This is a genomic window from Pseudomonas sp. PSKL.D1, assembly GCF_028898945.1.
GTDB lineage: Bacteria > Pseudomonadota > Gammaproteobacteria > Pseudomonadales > Pseudomonadaceae > Aquipseudomonas.
This window is the reverse complement of the sequence record NZ_CP118607.1, coordinates 344,952-360,646: the sequence shown is the minus strand read 5'-3', so window position 1 is coordinate 360,646 and position 15,695 is coordinate 344,952. Positions and strand designations below refer to the sequence as shown.

19 protein-coding genes are annotated in these 15,695 nt (G+C 61.2%); 13 read left to right on the top strand and 6 right to left on the bottom strand.

Annotation, left to right across the window (positions count from 1 at the left end; genetic code table 11):
• The first annotated feature begins 249 nt into the window (after window positions 1-249).
• The 3 genes from PVV54_RS01505 (at window position 250) to PVV54_RS01495 (ending at window position 3,823) form a co-directional block, all read left to right on the top strand.
• Complete coding sequence (locus PVV54_RS01505; protein ID WP_274907733.1) at window positions 250-1,245, top strand: IS110 family transposase; 996 nt, start codon at window positions 250-252, stop codon at window positions 1,243-1,245.
• 141 nt (window positions 1,246-1,386) lie between these two features.
• Window positions 1,387-3,123 carry an arginine--tRNA ligase gene (argS, locus tag PVV54_RS01500; RefSeq protein ID WP_274908267.1) on the top strand — a complete coding sequence of 579 codons (1,737 nt, stop codon included), beginning with the start codon at window positions 1,387-1,389 and terminating at the stop codon, window positions 3,121-3,123.
• A gap of 1 nt (window position 3,124) precedes the next feature.
• Window positions 3,125-3,823 carry an SPOR domain-containing protein gene (locus PVV54_RS01495; protein WP_274908266.1) on the top strand — a complete coding sequence of 233 codons (699 nt, stop codon included), beginning with the start codon at window positions 3,125-3,127 and terminating at the stop codon, window positions 3,821-3,823.
• 45 nt (window positions 3,824-3,868) lie between these two features.
• Here the strand turns inward: PVV54_RS01495 and PVV54_RS01490 are convergent, their stop codons facing one another.
• A complete protein-coding gene (locus tag PVV54_RS01490) occupies window positions 3,869-4,288 on the bottom strand; it encodes an NINE protein (RefSeq protein WP_274908265.1) in 420 nt (139 codons plus the stop codon).
• 178 nt (window positions 4,289-4,466) lie between these two features.
• Here PVV54_RS01490 and PVV54_RS01485 point away from each other — a divergent pair, with 178 nt between their 5' ends.
• Window positions 4,467-5,096: a C40 family peptidase gene (locus PVV54_RS01485; RefSeq protein WP_274908264.1), complete on the top strand. Its 630-nt coding sequence runs from the start codon at window positions 4,467-4,469 to the stop codon at window positions 5,094-5,096.
• Between the two features lie 66 nt (window positions 5,097-5,162).
• Here the strand turns inward: PVV54_RS01485 and PVV54_RS01480 are convergent, their stop codons facing one another.
• The gene (locus PVV54_RS01480; protein ID WP_274908263.1) at window positions 5,163-6,161 is read right to left on the bottom strand and encodes a type IV pilus twitching motility protein PilT; all 999 of its coding nucleotides are present in this window, start codon (window positions 6,159-6,161) and stop codon (window positions 5,163-5,165) included.
• 68 nt (window positions 6,162-6,229) lie between these two features.
• Between PVV54_RS01480 and PVV54_RS01475 the strand changes: the two genes are divergently transcribed.
• From PVV54_RS01475 to PVV54_RS01435, 9 genes are all read left to right on the top strand, one after another.
• On the top strand, window positions 6,230-6,916 hold the full coding sequence (locus tag PVV54_RS01475) for a YggS family pyridoxal phosphate-dependent enzyme (protein ID WP_274908262.1): 687 nt from the start codon (window positions 6,230-6,232) through the stop codon (window positions 6,914-6,916).
• 38 nt (window positions 6,917-6,954) lie between these two features.
• Window positions 6,955-7,773, top strand: a complete 819-nt coding sequence (gene proC / locus PVV54_RS01470; RefSeq protein ID WP_274908261.1) for a pyrroline-5-carboxylate reductase — start codon at window positions 6,955-6,957, stop codon at window positions 7,771-7,773.
• Between the two features lie 10 nt (window positions 7,774-7,783).
• Window positions 7,784-8,374, top strand: coding sequence for a YggT family protein (locus tag PVV54_RS01465; RefSeq protein WP_274908260.1), 591 nt, complete (start codon window positions 7,784-7,786; stop codon window positions 8,372-8,374).
• 88 nt (window positions 8,375-8,462) lie between these two features.
• Window positions 8,463-9,602 (top strand): homoserine O-succinyltransferase MetX, encoded by a 1,140-nt coding sequence (gene metX, locus PVV54_RS01460; protein ID WP_274908259.1) that lies wholly within the window; start codon window positions 8,463-8,465, stop codon window positions 9,600-9,602.
• A gap of 7 nt (window positions 9,603-9,609) precedes the next feature.
• Window positions 9,610-10,230, top strand: a complete 621-nt coding sequence (metW, locus tag PVV54_RS01455) for a methionine biosynthesis protein MetW (protein WP_110632944.1) — start codon at window positions 9,610-9,612, stop codon at window positions 10,228-10,230.
• Window positions 10,231-10,252: 22 nt separating this feature from the next.
• Entirely contained in the window at window positions 10,253-10,687 is a 435-nt protein-coding gene (locus PVV54_RS01450) for a DUF4426 domain-containing protein (RefSeq protein ID WP_274908258.1), read from the top strand.
• Window positions 10,684-11,280, top strand: a complete 597-nt coding sequence (gene rdgB, locus PVV54_RS01445; RefSeq protein WP_274908257.1) for an RdgB/HAM1 family non-canonical purine NTP pyrophosphatase — start codon at window positions 10,684-10,686, stop codon at window positions 11,278-11,280. Before PVV54_RS01450 ends, rdgB begins: the two co-directional genes overlap by 4 nt.
• Window positions 11,277-12,428 (top strand): radical SAM family heme chaperone HemW, encoded by a 1,152-nt coding sequence (hemW, locus tag PVV54_RS01440; protein ID WP_274908256.1) that lies wholly within the window; start codon window positions 11,277-11,279, stop codon window positions 12,426-12,428. Before rdgB ends, hemW begins: the two co-directional genes overlap by 4 nt.
• A gap of 9 nt (window positions 12,429-12,437) precedes the next feature.
• Window positions 12,438-12,764: a DUF3392 domain-containing protein gene (locus PVV54_RS01435; RefSeq protein WP_003257821.1), complete on the top strand. Its 327-nt coding sequence runs from the start codon at window positions 12,438-12,440 to the stop codon at window positions 12,762-12,764.
• Window positions 12,765-13,390: 626 nt separating this feature from the next.
• Here PVV54_RS01435 and trmB read toward each other — a convergent pair.
• The 4 genes from trmB to PVV54_RS01415 all read right to left on the bottom strand — a co-directional run bounded on the left by trmB (window position 13,391) and on the right by PVV54_RS01415 (window position 15,645).
• Window positions 13,391-14,113, bottom strand: a complete 723-nt coding sequence (gene trmB, locus PVV54_RS01430) for a tRNA (guanosine(46)-N7)-methyltransferase TrmB (RefSeq protein ID WP_274908255.1) — start codon at window positions 14,111-14,113, stop codon at window positions 13,391-13,393.
• A gap of 9 nt (window positions 14,114-14,122) precedes the next feature.
• Complete coding sequence (locus PVV54_RS01425; RefSeq protein WP_008092966.1) at window positions 14,123-14,917, bottom strand: thiazole synthase; 795 nt, start codon at window positions 14,915-14,917, stop codon at window positions 14,123-14,125.
• Window positions 14,918-14,970: 53 nt separating this feature from the next.
• On the bottom strand, window positions 14,971-15,171 hold the full coding sequence (gene thiS, locus PVV54_RS01420; RefSeq protein ID WP_274908254.1) for a sulfur carrier protein ThiS: 201 nt from the start codon (window positions 15,169-15,171) through the stop codon (window positions 14,971-14,973).
• 102 nt (window positions 15,172-15,273) lie between these two features.
• Window positions 15,274-15,645 (bottom strand): DUF423 domain-containing protein, encoded by a 372-nt coding sequence (locus tag PVV54_RS01415; RefSeq protein ID WP_274908253.1) that lies wholly within the window; start codon window positions 15,643-15,645, stop codon window positions 15,274-15,276.
• Between the last annotated feature and the right edge of the window lie 50 nt (window positions 15,646-15,695).

Genomic DNA, 15,695 nt, shown 5'->3' with positions numbered 1-15,695 from the left:
TTGTGTCTGGCCTGGCGAGAGTGGTTATGCTCGTCAGGCTGAAGAAGCACTTCCGGGGAGGCCGACCGCTCCTGAAGGCAGGGATGGCCCTGACCTTGTATGTAGAGAGGCCCCCCGCCTCATTGCCCACTACGAAGAGTATCGAGAAGCCGACAAGTCGGACTTCGCATTACAAGGTTGCAGCGGCATGAAGTTCGAGGTCGGGGAACCGGAGGCCATTGTTACCTAACTCGCTTGGGAGGGGGAAGAATGAGTGTCTGGGTTGGTCTCGATATCGGCTCACGTACTTCGATCGCCGGGGTGCGCAAAGATGGGCGTCCTGCCGGTCAGTGGGATATCGCTCAAACACCGGCAGGCCGTAAGGCTGCAGTAAAAAAGCTGCTGGCACTCAAGCCCAAGTCGATCGTGATGGAGGCGACCGGGATCTATTACTTGGACTTGGCCCTTGAGCTACATGCGGCCGATCTCCCTGTTTCAGTGATCAACCCCAAGAGCTTCCACAATTTCGCCAAACTGATGCTGGTGAACAGCAAGACCGATGCAATAGATGCTCAACTGCTGTCCGAGTACGGCGAGCGTATGACACCACGCTTGTGGACACCCCCAAACCCTGTGCAGCTTGAGCTGCGAGCTCTGGGTCGACATATCAATCGATTGGTGGGACACCGCACCAGGGCAAAAAACGAGCTGCATGCATTACAGGCAACGGCTACGACCGTGTCGATGCTGATCGAGGATCAAGAGGAAGCGATTGTTTCACTGGATAATCGAATTGAGCGCTTCCGTAAGGCAGGTCGCGAGCTGATCGCCCAGTGTCCGACGCTTACTCGGCAGTACAAGCAGCTACTTGCAGGTCCCGGGATGGGAGAAGTCTCGGCACTTGCTGCACTCGCTGAACTGACCACCCTTCCTCAAATGCTCAAGTCCTCGCAGGTAGCTCGCCACGCGGGACTCGATGTTCGACAGACACAATCGGGGACGAGCATTGATAAGCCCGGCAGACTCGGCAAAAGTGGGAATGCGTACCTGCGGGCAGCCATGTACATGCCTGCCTTGACCGCGGTGCGCTGCGACCCTTATGCGAGGGCTTTTTACGAGTCGCTGGTCAACAGGGGCAAGAAGAAAATGCAGGCCATCGCTGCCGTCATGCGTAAGTACCTGACAGGCATCTGGGCATGCATGCGTGGAGATGAGCCATTTGATACGGCCAAGCTTTTCAGCGCTGAACACCTGAGAAAAGCTTGACCGCCAACAGAGTATCTACAGTCGACAGGCATCGCGATCACCCCAAAGGTTGGCAACCCGGCCCCGGCCACGGATAATGCCCAGTTTTTCCACCTGCGCATCCAGGCGCTCCACCGCGCTTGCGGTCGAAAAGAGACTCCCATGAAAGACACCATTCGCCAGCTGATCCAGCAAGCCCTCACCCAACTCGTCACCGACGGTGTGCTGCCTGAAGGGCTGTCGCCGGCGATCCAGGTGGAAAACGCCCGGGACAAGACCCACGGCGACTTCGCCAGCAACATCGCCATGATGCTGGCCAAGCCGGCCGGCATGAAGCCGCGTGACCTGGCCGAAAAACTGATCAATGCACTGCCGGCCAGTGCCGACATCAGCAAGGTCGAAATCGCCGGCCCGGGCTTCCTGAACTTCTTCCAGAACACCGACGCCCTGGCCAACCGCCTGGACGCTGCCCTGACCGACGCTCACTTGGGCGCGCGCAAGGCCGGGCCTGTGCAGAAGGTGGTGATCGACATGTCGGCACCGAACCTGGCCAAAGAGATGCACGTCGGCCACCTGCGTTCGACCATCATCGGTGACAGCGTTGCCCGCGTGCTGGAATTCCTTGGTGACGACGTGATCCGCCAGAACCACGTAGGCGACTGGGGCACCCAGTTCGGCATGCTGCTGGCCTACCTGGAAGAAAACCCGATCACCAGCGACGAGCTATCTGACCTGGAAAACTTCTACCGCGCCGCCAAGAAGCGTTTTGACGAGTCCGAAGAATTCGCCACCCGCGCCCGTGGCCTGGTGGTCAAGCTGCAAGCCGGTGACCCGGACTGCATGGCACTGTGGACACGCTTCAAGGATATTTCGCTGTCCCACTGCCAGAAAACCTACGAACTGCTGAACGTCAAACTGACCATGGCTGACGTGATGGGCGAAAGCGCCTACAACGCCGACCTGGCCCACGTGGTTTCCGACCTCAAGGCCAAAGGCCTGCTGGTCGAGGACCAAGGCGCCCAGTGCGTATTCCTGGAAGAATTCAAGAACTCCGAAGGCGAACCGCTACCAGTGATCGTCCAGAAGGCCGACGGCGGCTACCTGTACGCCACCACCGACCTGGCCGCCGTGCGCTACCGCAGCAACGTGCTCAAGGCTGACCGCGCCTTGTACTTCGTCGACCAGCGCCAGGCCCTGCACTTCAACCAAGTGTTCGAAGTGGCCCGCCGCGCAGGCTTCGTCGGCCACCCGATGCAGATGGAGCACATGGGCTTCGGCACCATGAACGGCGCCGATGGCCGCCCGTTCAAGACCCGCGATGGCGGCACCGTCAAGCTGATCGACCTGCTAACCGAAGCCAAGGACCGCGCCTACGCACTGGTCAAGGAAAAGAACCCGAGCCTGGCCGAAGACGAACTGCGCCGCATCGGTGAAGTAGTTGGCATCGGCGCGGTGAAGTACGCCGACCTGTCCAAGCACCGTACCAGCGACTACAGCTTCAACTTCGAGCTGATGCTCAATTTCGAGGGCAACACCGCGCCGTACCTGCTGTACGCCTACACCCGCGTGGCTGGTGTGTTCCGCAAGCTGGGCAAAGGCTTCGATGAGGTCGACGGCAACATCGTGCTAGAAGCCGCCCACGAGCAAGACCTGGCCGCACGCCTGGCGCAGTTCGGCGAAATCCTCAACAGCGTGGCCGACAAAGGCACCCCGCACGTACTGTGCAGCTACCTGTACGACCTCGCCGGCCTGTTCTCCAGCTTCTACGAGAACTGCCCGATCCTTGCCGCCGAAACCCCGGCACAGCAACAGAGCCGCCTGCGCCTGGCTGCCCTCACCGGCCGTACCCTGAAGCAAGGTCTGGAACTGCTCGGCCTGGAAACCCTGGAGCGTATGTAAGTTGGCTGCCAAGAAAAAACCTGCACCCAAGCGCGGCGCCAGCCGCAATCAGGCACCGGCCAAACAGCCGATTCCCGGCTGGGTATGGTTGGCGGTTGGCCTGACCGTTGGCGCCTTCATCGTTTTCCTGATGAAACTTGAACCCGGGGGCGGCGACATCAAGCGCGCCAAGCCCGAGCAGCAGAAGCCGGAAAAGGTGGCCGAGGCCAGCAAAACCACGACTGCAACCCCGCAGCAGCCAGTGAAGCCGAAGTACGACTTCTACACGCTGCTGCCGGAGTCCGAGGTGATCGTGCCGCCAGAAGCCGTGCCGGAGAAAACGCCGCCGGTGCCAGCGCAACCCGTTACACCGGTTACGCCAGCGGAAGCGGCGAAGATCGACACCGCGCGCGCCCAGGCTGCACTGCTGGGGCAAACGCCACCGCCTGCTCCGCCGGTGATCAAGCCGGCAGCGACCACACAGTTCTTCCTGCAAGCCGGTTCGTTCCGCAAACAGGCTGACGCCGACAAAGTGCGCGCCCAGATCATCCTGCTTGGCCAGGCGGTCAAGGTGGAATCCGGCACGGTGAAGGAGGAAACCTGGTACCGCGTACTGGTTGGCCCGTTCAGCAACCGCGAACAGCTGACCGGGGCGCAGAAGCAGTTGGCAGGGGCCGGTTTCAACAACCTGCTGCTGCAACAGCGACAAACCCGCCAGTAATCAAAAAGGCCTTGCCGCTCTCAGCGACAAGGCCTTTTTTCTGCCTCAGCGGCGTTCGGCGTTGGCTTGTGATATCTGGCCGTTCAGGGTCCAGAAGTCATACAGCACACCGACCAGGAACAACCCACCGGTAAAGAAGTAGATGATCGCAGTGATCCACTTGCCCTGATACAAGCGGTGCACGCCAAAAATGCCCAGGAAGGTCAGCAGGATCCAGGCGATGTTGTAGTCGATGCGGCCTGACTGAAAACGCAGGTCGGCTTCACGGTCCATCGATGGGATCAGGAACAGGTCGATCAGCCAGCCGATACCCAGCAGCCCAAGGGTGAAGAACCAGATGGTCCCGGTAATCGGCTTGCCGTAGTAGAAACGGTGCGAACCCGTGAAGCCGAAAATCCACAGCAAATAGCCGATCACCTTGCTGTGGGTATCGTGGTAGGGCTCCCCGTGTTGATAAGTGTTCATTCATAGCCCCCTGTGGGTTATCCAAAAATTTTCTAAGAAAAAATGTGACTTTTCGTGCGCAGGCCGACGTACGGCAACATGACAATCGACCAACGGATCAAAAAGTGATCAAAAAGCTGTTATAAAGTTGCGCGCCAACACACATAAAACACTTAAAACATTCACAAGAGCTTCATCTATGCCGCCTTTATTCAAGACATGGCTGACCCTCTGTCTATTATTGCCCCTGGCCGCCCACGCCACCAATCGTGAGCAACGTCTTCCAAATGGTTTCACCGGCTATACCACCAATGCCACAGTGAAACACGCGCCTACCAAACAGGCTACGTTGCGCGCTCGCGCCAGCACGCCAGGCAAGGCCCACAACCTGCCGGCTGTGGCGACAATGTCGCCCAAGCAAAGCAGCGATGTGCTGAGCCGTGCCGTCAATGTGCTCGGTACGCCCTACGTGTGGGGTGGCAGCAGCCCCAAGAAGGGCTTCGACTGCAGCGGGCTGGTCAAGTATGCATTCAACGATGTAGCTGATGTCGACTTGCCGCGCACCTCCAATGCCATGGCTCAAGGCCACGGCGTGAAAGTGGCCAAGAGTGACCTCAAGCCTGGCGATTTGATCTTCTTCAACATCAAGAGCCGCCGGGTTAACCACGTTGCCATCTACCTGGGCAACGACCGCTTCATCCACGCGCCGCGTCGCGGCAAGCGGGTGAGCATCGACAACTTGAGCAAGCCTTACTGGCAGAAGCATTATGTTGTTGCCAAGCGGGTGTTGCCGAAGGATCAGCAGCAGTTGGCGCTGGCCAAGCGCTAAACCGATCGGCACTGTCCTGCCCCGGCCTCTTCGCGGGTAAACCCGCGAAGAGGCCGGGGCAGGCACCTACAACTCGCCAATCAACCCCTTTTCTTTCAGCCCCCGCAAAGCGCCCTCCATCGTCCGCATCCCCTCCGCCGCCCCGCTCTGCATCACCGAACACAACTGTGCCATGCGCCCCTCGCGAATCAGGTTACGCACCGCTGACGTCGCCACCAGCACCTCCCGGGCAGCCACCCGCCCACCACCAATCCGCTTGACCAGCACCTGAGCCACCACCAACCGCAGCGACTCCGCCAGCATTGCCCGCACCAGTGGCTTTTCCTCGGCAGCAAACACCTCAACCAACCGGTCGATGCTGCCCGCCGCCGAACGGGTATGCACCGTCGCCAGCACCAGATGCCCGGTTTCCGCCGCTCTGAGGGCCAAACGAATGGTTTCGAGGTCACGCAATTCGCCAATCATGATGACGTCCGGGTCCTGACGCAGGGCGCTACGTAGCCCCTGTGAAAAATCGCGGCAATGCCGGCCCACCTCACGATGATTCACCAGGCTGCTGTGGCTGCTGTGGATAACCTCCACAGGGTCTTCAAGGGTGATGATGTGCAGTGGGCGCTCGCGGTTCAGCCGGTCGAGCAACGCCGCCAAGGTGCTGGACTTACCGCTTCCGGTCGGGCCACCCACCAGAATCAGGCCATCGGCACACTGCGAAACAGCTCGATACACATCTTCCAGGCCGAGTTCTTCCACCGTCAGGATGCGCTGCGGTATCAGACGCAAAGTCACGGCCGGCCCCCTCAGCTGACGAAACAGATTTACCCGAAAGCGCCCAAGCGTTGGCAGCTCAAGCGCCAAATCCAGCTCATCCCCCTGCAGCCATTGCGTTTGCCGGGGCTTATCGAGCAAAGACGCCATGCCATCAGTTAACTCCGCAGCCTGCAACGTCGGCAATTCCATCCGCCGCAACTCGCCATCCAGGCGCAGCATCGGTATTTCGCCCGCAGCCAGATGCAGGTCACTTGCCCCTGCCTCCACAGCTCGGGCCAACAGGTCGGTCACGTCCATGAGACTCCCCAAAGGCCATCAACAAGTAGGTAGAATGCCGCAGACTCCTGAGCAGACGGCAGCGATCCATGTCCACCATAGCAGACAACCTTTGTGCCCTTGCCGCCCGCATCGAGACCGCCGCCCAGGCCGCCGGACGTGACCCGGCGAGCGTTCGGTTGCTGGCCGTGAGCAAGACCAAACCGGCCAGCGCCATCCGCGAAGTTCACGCGGCCGGTGTGCGTGATGTGGGCGAGAACTACCTGCAGGAAGCACTGGCCAAGCAGGATGAACTGCGCGATCTGCCCTTGATCTGGCACTTCATCGGCCCCATTCAGTCGAACAAGACCAAGGCAATTGCCGAACATTTCGACTGGGTACATTCCGTGGACCGCCTGAAAATCGCCCAACGCCTGTCCGAACAGCGCCCTGAAGGCCTGCCGCCGCTTAACATCTGCCTGCAGGTGAATGTGAGCGGCGAAGACAGCAAGTCTGGCTGCACCCCGGCGGGCCTCGCTGCACTGGCCAACGCTGTGGCCGCACTGCCCAACCTGCGCCTGCGCGGGCTGATGGCAATCCCCGAACCCACCGAAGACCGCCACGCTCAAGAGGCTGCCTTCGCCAGCCTGCGCCAGCTGCAAGAAGAGCTCGGCCTCGGCATGGACACCCTTTCGATGGGCATGAGCCACGACCTTGAAGCGGCGATTGCTCAAGGGGCGACCTGGGTGCGTATCGGCACCGCCCTGTTCGGGGCCCGCGACTACGGCACGGCCTGATTCCATGCTTTACTCACTCTTTCCTTCAAGGACCTGACATGAGCAAGACACGTATCGCCTTTATCGGCGCCGGCAACATGGCCGCCAGCCTGATCGGCGGCCTGCGTGCCCAGGGCCTGGACGCCGCGCAGATCCGCGCCAGCGACCCGGGCGCAGAGACCCGCGCACGCATCCACGCCGAGCACGGTATTGAAGTGTTCGAAGACAACGCCCAAGCCATTGCCGGGGCCGATGTGATCGTACTGGCGGTCAAACCTCAGGTGATGAAAGCCGTTTGCCAGGCCTTGCAGCCAAGCTTGCAGGCTGGCCAGCTTATCGTCTCCATCGCCGCTGGCATCACCTGCGAAAGCCTGCAAAACTGGGTTGGCAAGCGCCCGGTCGTTCGCTGCATGCCCAACACCCCGGCCCTGCTGCGCCAGGGCGTTAGCGGCCTGTACGCCACGGCCGAGGTTTCTGCCGAACAGCGCCAGCAAGCCGAGCAGCTGCTGTCGGCCGTCGGCACTGCCCTGTGGCTGGAGCAAGAGCAACAGCTCGATGCCGTGACAGCCGTTTCGGGCAGTGGCCCGGCATACTTCTTCCTGCTGATCGAGGCCATGACCGCCGCAGGCGAAAAACTCGGCCTGCCACGCGAAACAGCCTCTCAGCTGACCCTGCAAACCGCCCTGGGCGCCGCCCACATGGCCGTGGCCAGCGACGTCGATGCCGCTGAACTGCGCCGCCGCGTCACCTCGCCGGCCGGCACCACCGAAGCGGCGATCAAGTCGTTCCAGGGCAACGGTTTCGAAGCCATCGTGGAGCAGGCACTGCAAGCCGCATCGAAGCGTTCCGCCGAACTGGCCGAACAATTGGGCAAATAAGGAGTTCTTGATGAATGCACTGTCCGGCGCCGCGATCTTCGTGGTGCAAACCCTGGTCAGCCTGTACCTGGTGATCGTCCTGCTGCGCTTTGTGCTGCAGTTGGTCAAGGCCAACTTCTACAACCCGCTTTGCCAGTTCGCGGTGCGCGCCACCCAGCCGCTGCTCAAGCCGATCCGCCGCATCATCCCCAGCATCGGTGGCCTGGACACCTCGTCACTGCTGCTTTCGATCGTCATTCAGGCCCTGCTGATGGGCTTTGTGCTGATGGTGACTTACGGCACGTTCGGTGACGTACTGCACCTGCTGATGTGGGCGATCATTGGCATCACCTCGTTATTCCTGAAAATCTTCTGGGTCGCAATGATCGTGATGGTGATCGTTTCCTGGGTCGCGCCAAACAGCCATAACCCGGCTGCAGAGCTGGCCTACCAGATCAGCGAGCCGGTGCTGGCGCCGTTCCGCCGTATCGTGCCAAACCTCGGCGGCATGGACATTTCGCCGATCTTCGCCTTCCTGGCGATCCAGGTGGTCCAGTCCTTCGTCATGCCACCTCTGGCCGCCTACGCCGGCATGCCACAAGAGCTGTGGCGCATGATCTGACCCCGCTTGCACCTGGCGGCAAGCCTTTGCTTGCCGCTGGGGGTAGCGCTCTTTAGACTTACGCCTCCGTCAAGCGTGAGCAGGGTCGATGTCCACTGTCCTTCCCGAAGATTCCGTCGGTCTGGTTACACCGCAAACCGCCCGGTTCGATGAACCGCTGGCCCTGGCCTGTGGCCGTTCGCTGGCCAGCTATGAGCTGGTCTACGAGACCTATGGCACCCTCAATGCCAGCGCGAGCAATGCCGTGCTGATTTGCCATGCCCTGTCTGGCCATCATCATGCCGCTGGCTACCACGCTGCCACCGACCGCAAGCCGGGCTGGTGGGACAGCTGCATCGGCCCCGGCAAGCCGATCGATACCAACCGCTTCTTCGTGGTCAGCCTGAACAACCTCGGCGGCTGCAATGGCAGCACTGGCCCAAGCAGCGTCAACCCGGCTACCGACAAGCCCTACGGTGCCGACTTCCCGGTACTCACCGTGGAAGACTGGGTGCACAGCCAGGCTCGCCTGGCCGACCGCCTCGGCATCGGCCAATGGGCTGCCATTGTCGGCGGCAGCCTCGGCGGCATGCAGGCGCTGCAGTGGACCATCACCTACCCGGACCGTGTGCGCCATTGCGTCGACATTGCCTCGGCGCCCAAGCTGTCCGCGCAAAACATTGCGTTCAACGAAGTGGCGCGCCAGGCCATCCTGACCGACCCCGAGTTCCACGGTGGCTCGTTCCAGGACCAGGGCGTGATCCCCAAGCGCGGCCTGATGCTGGCCCGCATGGTTGGCCACATCACGTACCTGTCGGATGACTCGATGGGTGAAAAATTCGGCCGCGAACTGAAGAGCGACAAACTCAACTACGACTTCCACAGCGTCGAGTTCCAGGTCGAGAGCTACCTGCGCTATCAGGGCGAGGAGTTTTCCGGCCGCTTCGACGCCAACACCTACCTGCTGATGACCAAGGCCCTGGACTACTTCGACCCGGCCGCGGCAAACGATGGCGACCTTGCCGCCAGCTTGGCCCATGTCACGGCAGACTACTGCATCATGTCGTTCACGACCGACTGGCGTTTCTCCCCGGCTCGCTCGCGGGAAATCGTCGACGCCCTGATGGCGGCGCGCAAAAACGTCTGTTACCTGGAGATCGACTCGCCTTATGGCCACGATGCCTTCCTGATCCCAACGCCTCGCTACATGCAAGGTTTCGCGAACTACATGAACCGCATCGCCATCTGAGGACAGCATGAGAGCCGATCTGGAAATCATCCACGACTGGATCCCCGCCGGCAGCCGGGTACTCGACCTGGGCTGCGGCAGTGGCGAGCTGCTGGCTTCGCTGCGTGATCGCAAGCAGGTTACCGGCTACGGCCTGGAAATCGACCCCGACAACATCGCTGCGTGCGTGGCGAAGGGCGTCAACGTGATCGAACAGGACCTGGACAAAGGCCTGGGCAACTTCGCCAGCAACAGCTTCGATGTGGTCATCATGACCCAGGCCCTGCAGGCCGTTGAGTACCCCGACCGCATCCTGGACGAGATGCTGCGGGTTGGCCGCCAGTGCATCATCACCTTCCCCAACTTTGGCCACTGGCGCTGCCGCTGGTACTTGGCCACCAAGGGGCGCATGCCGGTTTCCGACTTCATGCCGTACACCTGGTACAACACGCCGAACATTCACTTCTGCACCTTCGCCGACTTCGAAGAGCTGTGCCACGAGCGCCGCGCGAAGGTGCTGGACCGCCTGGCCGTCGACCACCTGCACCGCAACGGGTGGGGCGGGCGGCTTTGGCCTAATCTTCTAGGTGAAATCGGTATTTACCGCGTCAGCAGCCCCGGCCTGCAGGAGCACCAGCTGGCGGTCTGAACTCCACCGGAGGAATTGCACCATGCGTCGCCTTGCCTTGTTCCTGATCAGCCTGTGCCTGGCCCTGCCGGTACTGGCTGCCGATGCCGCCAAACCCGAGCGCAAGGAAGTTTTCGGCGATGTGACGGTGCACTACAGTGCCTTCACCTCCAGCATGCTGCAGCCCGACGTGGCTGCAGCCACCGGGCTTACTCGCAGCAAAAATCAGGGCGTGCTCAACATTGCCGTGCTCAAGGGCGGCAAACCCGCCATGGCGGTGGTCAGTGGCGCTGTAAAAGACCTGACCGGGCGTGAGAGCCGCCTTTCGTTCAAGCAGATTACCGATCAGGGCGCGGTGTACTACATCGCCCAGTTCAAGATCGAACAGGCCGAAACCCTGACCTTCGAACTGAATGTCGAAACCGGCGGTGTCAGCCATAAACTCAGTTTCAATCAAGAAGTATTCCCAGGCGAATGATGAATTTTCAGCAACTCGTATTGGCCAGTCACAATGCTGGCAAGCTCAAAGAGCTGCAGGCCATGCTCGGCGGCTCCGTTCAACTGCGCTCGGTGGGTGAATTCAGCCAGGTAGAGCCTGAAGAAACCGGCCTGTCGTTCGTGGAAAACGCCATCCTCAAGGCCCGCAATGCCGCACGCTTGTCCGGCTTGCCGGCGCTGGCGGACGATTCGGGCCTGGCGGTGGACTTCCTTGGCGGTGCACCGGGCATCTACTCGGCCCGCTATGCCGACGGCAAAGGCGACGCGGCGAACAATGCCAAGCTGCTCGAAGCGCTCAAGGACGTACCTGAAGACCAGCGTGGCGCCCAGTTTGTCTGCGTGCTGGCGCTGGTGCGCCATGCCGACGACCCGCTGCCGATCCTGTGCGAAGGCTTGTGGCACGGGCGCATCATGTTCCAGGCCAGCGGCGAACATGGCTTTGGCTACGACCCGCTGTTCTGGGTGCCGGAGCGTGAATGCTCCAGCGCCGACCTGACCCCGGCCGACAAGAACCAGCTCAGCCACCGCGCCCGCGCCATGGCCCTGCTGCGTCAACGCCTGGGCCTGGCATGACCGACATGTTGTCCGCACTCCCGCCACTGGCGCTGTACATTCATATCCCGTGGTGCGTGCGCAAATGCCCTTACTGCGACTTCAATTCCCACGCCGCCGGGCCTGAGCTGCCGGAAGAGGCCTATGTCGACGCCCTGCTGACCGACCTAGATCAGGAGCTGGTCGCCGTTCAGGGCCGGCCCATCAGCTCGATCTTCTTTGGCGGTGGCACCCCGAGCCTGTTCAGCGCCAACGCCCTTGGCCGCCTGCTGCGCGGCGTCGAGCAGCGCATCCCGTTTGCGCCGGACATCGAGATTACCCTCGAAGCCAACCCGGGCACCTTCGAGCAGGAGAAGTTCAAGGCCTATCGACAGACCGGCATCAATCGCCTGTCCATTGGTGTGCAAAGCTTCCAACCCGCCAAGCTGGAAGCGCTGGGTCGCATCCACAACGGCGACGAAGCCGTACGTGCAGCCGGCATGGCGCGGGCGGCAGGGTTCGACAACTTCAACATCGACCTGATGCACGGCCTGCCAGACCAGTCGCTGGACGACGCTCTCGGCGATTTGCGCCAAGCCATCGACCTGGGGCCGACCCACCTGTCCTGGTACCAGCTGACCGTGGAGCCGAACACGGTGTTCTGGAACCAGCCGCCAGAGCTGCCCGAAGACGACATCCTTTGGGACATCCAGGAGGCTGGCCAGGCGCTGATGGCCGCCAATGGTTTCAGGCAGTACGAAGTGTCTGCCTATGCACAGCAGGACCGCGCTGCCCGGCACAACCTGAACTACTGGCGCTTTGGCGATTTCATCGGCATCGGTGCCGGTGCCCACGGCAAACTGACCTTCGCCGATGGCCGTATCCTGCGCACCTGGAAGACCCGCCTGCCCAAGGACTACCTGAACCTGGCCAAGCCGTTCAAGGCCGGCGAAAAACTGCTGCCGGTGGACGAGCTGCCGTTCGAGTTCCTGATGAACGCCCTGCGCCTCACCGATGGCGTGGAAGCCCAGCTCTTCAGCGAGAGGACGGGTTTACCGCTGGCGCAACTGGCCGAAGCGCGCCGCGCCGCCGAACAAAAGGGCCTTTTGCAGGTCGAACCGGATCGGTTGGTGGCAACCCCACGGGGCCAACTGTTCCTCAATGACTTGCTGCAGTATTTCTTGACCTAAGGATGACCCATGGATCTGGTACTTGATCTGCTGGCTACGGTTTCCCGCTGGAGCCGTAGCAACCTGTCAGAGATTTCCCTGGCTTTGGTGGGCTGCTTGCTGGTGCTGTTCGGCACCGATATCAAAGGCTGGGTGGAACAACGCCTGGGCGGTTTGGCTGGCGCGCTGCGCGTGCCGTTCATGGCCCTGCTGGTGATGATCGGCAGTGGTGCGGCGCTGATCTATGCCACGCCGTGGGTGGTGAAGGGGTTGAGCCAGTTCAACAATTACGCGCTGGCACCGGTGCTTTTGGTGGTGCTGGTGTTGATCGGAGTGGTGGCTGATCGCCGCGGGTAGGGCTTGCTAAAAGCTGCCCCGGTGAACCAGGGCAGCTCCACCACCTGACTAGCCCTTATTGGGCATCATCGAAGTGATCGCGCATGAGGTCTCGTGCGGTCTTGAGCACAGTCAAGATTCGAACGAGCTTCCAGACGCGGCTCAGCGCATCAAGCAAACGCTTCATATGCCTTGGCCTCCGTATTGGCGGGCCAATCTTCCAGCATCTAACCGGCGCTTCGATGCCTTCGAAAACCGTGTGGAGGTATTCGGTGAAGTGGCCAGGTCAATGGCCCTTCGAACAAAGTCGCCGGCACGGTTCTCAGGCCGTGTCGAAGGGGCCGGAAAGCAAAATTCTTAGCCTACCCGGCCCATCACCGAAATCATCCAAACAGGAGCAGCGCGATGATACTTGGGATCCGCGGCCGAGGCTGTTAACCACTCCGACACACATGATGCTAGATATTTCTTACCATTGACCCGCCTGATCGGGCTACTTATGATCCACTGACTGTGTGGGGGTTTTCGGTGAAGTCCCAGAGTGGAGGATACTCAGTCCTGCCGCTCACACAAAAAACCGCTCTTTTGAGAGCGGTTTTTTTTGCCTGTATTTCGCAGTCAGCACATCGAAAGGCTAATTCAGCCGATCAATCCACCTTCTCGAACTTCAAATCCCAAACCCCATGCCCCAAGCGCTCACCACGGCGCTCGAACTTGGTGATCGGGCGCTCTTCCGGGCGTGGAACGTAAGTGCCATCAGCCGCCTGGTTGCGATAGCCGGGCGCCGCGCTCATCACTTCCAGCATGTACTCGGCATACGGTTCCCAGTCGGTAGCCATGTGGAACACACCGCCCGGCTTGAGCTTGCGCCGTACCAGTTCGGCGAACTCCAGCTGCACGATACGACGCTTGTGGTGACGCGCCTTGTGCCAGGGGTCGGGGAAGAACAGCATCAGCCGGTCAAGGCTGTTGTCGGCCACGCAGCGGTTGAGCACTTCGATGGCATCGCAGTCATACACGCGCAGGTTCTTCAAACCTTGGGTCAGCACGCCGTTGAGCAGCGCACCAACGCCCGGGCGGTGTACTTCCACACCGATGAAGTCCAGCTCTGGCGAGGCAGCAGCCATCTCCAGCAAGGAGTGGCCCATACCAAAGCCGATCTCCAGGGTACGCGGGGCCGAACGACCAAACACCTGGTCGTAATCCACCGGGCTGTCGGCCAGCGGCAGGATGTAAAGCGGGCCGCCCTGGTCCAGGCCGCGTTGCTGGCCTTCGGTCATGCGCCCTGCGCGCATCACGAAGCTTTTGATGCGGCGGTGGGGGCGTGCGTCGCCGTCGGTGGTGGTCGGCGTATCGTGCGATTCAGTCATCAGGAGCTCTTACTTGATCAGACCATCCAGCGGCGAAGATGCGCTGGCATAGAGTTTCTTCGGCATACGCCCGGCCAGGTAGGCCATGCGGCCTGCGACGATGGCGTGCTTCATGGCTTCGGCCATCAGCACCGGCTGCTGGGCGTGGGCAATGGCGGAGTTCATCAGCACCGCCTCACAGCCCATTTCCATCGCGATGGTGGCATCGGACGCGGTACCCACACCGGCATCAACCAGTACTGGCACCTTGGACTCTTCCAGGATGATCTGCAGGTTGTAGGGGTTGCAGATGCCCAGGCCTGTACCGATCAGGCCAGCCAACGGCATGACGGCGATGCAACCGGCTTCTGCCAGCTGACGGGCGATGATCGGGTCATCGCTGGTGTAGACCATGACGTCGAAACCGTCTTTGACCAACACTTCAGCGGCCTTGAGGGTTTCGATCACGTTAGGGAACAGGGTTTTCTGGTCGGCTAGAACTTCCAGTTTGACCAGGTTGTGGCCATCCAGCAGTTCACGGGCCAGGCGGCAGGTGCGCACGGCCTCGACCGCATCATAGCAACCGGCGGTGTTGGGCAAAATGGTGTAGCGGTCCGGCGGCAGCACGTCGAGCAGGTTCGGCTCGCCCGGGTTCTGGCCGAGGTTGGTGCGGCGCACGGCAACAGTGACGATTTCAGCGCCCGATGCCTCAATGGCCAGGCGGGTTTCTTCCATGTCACGGTACTTGCCGGTACCGACCAGCAGGCGCGACTGGAAAGTACGCCCGGCCAGAGTGAAGGGCTTGTCGCTACGAACGTTGCTCATCGTGGTTCCTCGGGAAAAGGTTGCGGGGCTTGCGTGTAAATGGCCGGCAGGGGTTAGCCGCCGCCGATGGCGTGGACCACTTCGACCTGGTCGCCTTCATTGAGCGGCGTGCTCTCGTGCTGGCTGCGCGGCACGATATCCAGGTTGAGTTCCACCGCAACACGGCGCCCGGTCAGGTCCAGGCGCGCCAACAGGGCCGCAACGCTTTCGCCTGCGGGCAATTCAAAGGGTTCACCGTTCAATTGGATGCGCATGCGCACGGTCACCATTTTTTTCGGGGGCCCGCATTCTAGCGTTTGTAGGACATTTTTCACACGATTGCAGGGCACCTCTTGTCCTGTTTCTTGCTCATTCGGTCAAGCCAGCCGCCAGGCAGCCAGCCCCAGGCAAAACCAGCCCGCCAGAAAGCACAGGCCGCCAATAGGGGTGATGATACCCAGCTTGCCCAGGCCACTGAGGGTCAGCAGATACAGGCTACCGGAGAACAGCAGGATACCCAGGGCGAACAGACCACCGGCCCAGCCCACCAGTCGGCCCGGTATATGCGCGGACAAAACGGCAACGCCGAAGATCGCCAAGGCATGGACTAGCTGATAGGTCACGCCGGTGTGAAAAATGGCCAGGTAATCGGCCGTCAGCCGGTTTTTCAGCCCGTGCGCAGCGAAGGCGCCCAAGGCAACACCGGTAAAGCCGAAAAACGCGGCAAGCATCAGGAAGCTGCGAAGCATGGGACGACTCCTTGGATCGGGTCTGTATAATGGCCCGTTCCACCGGTCCG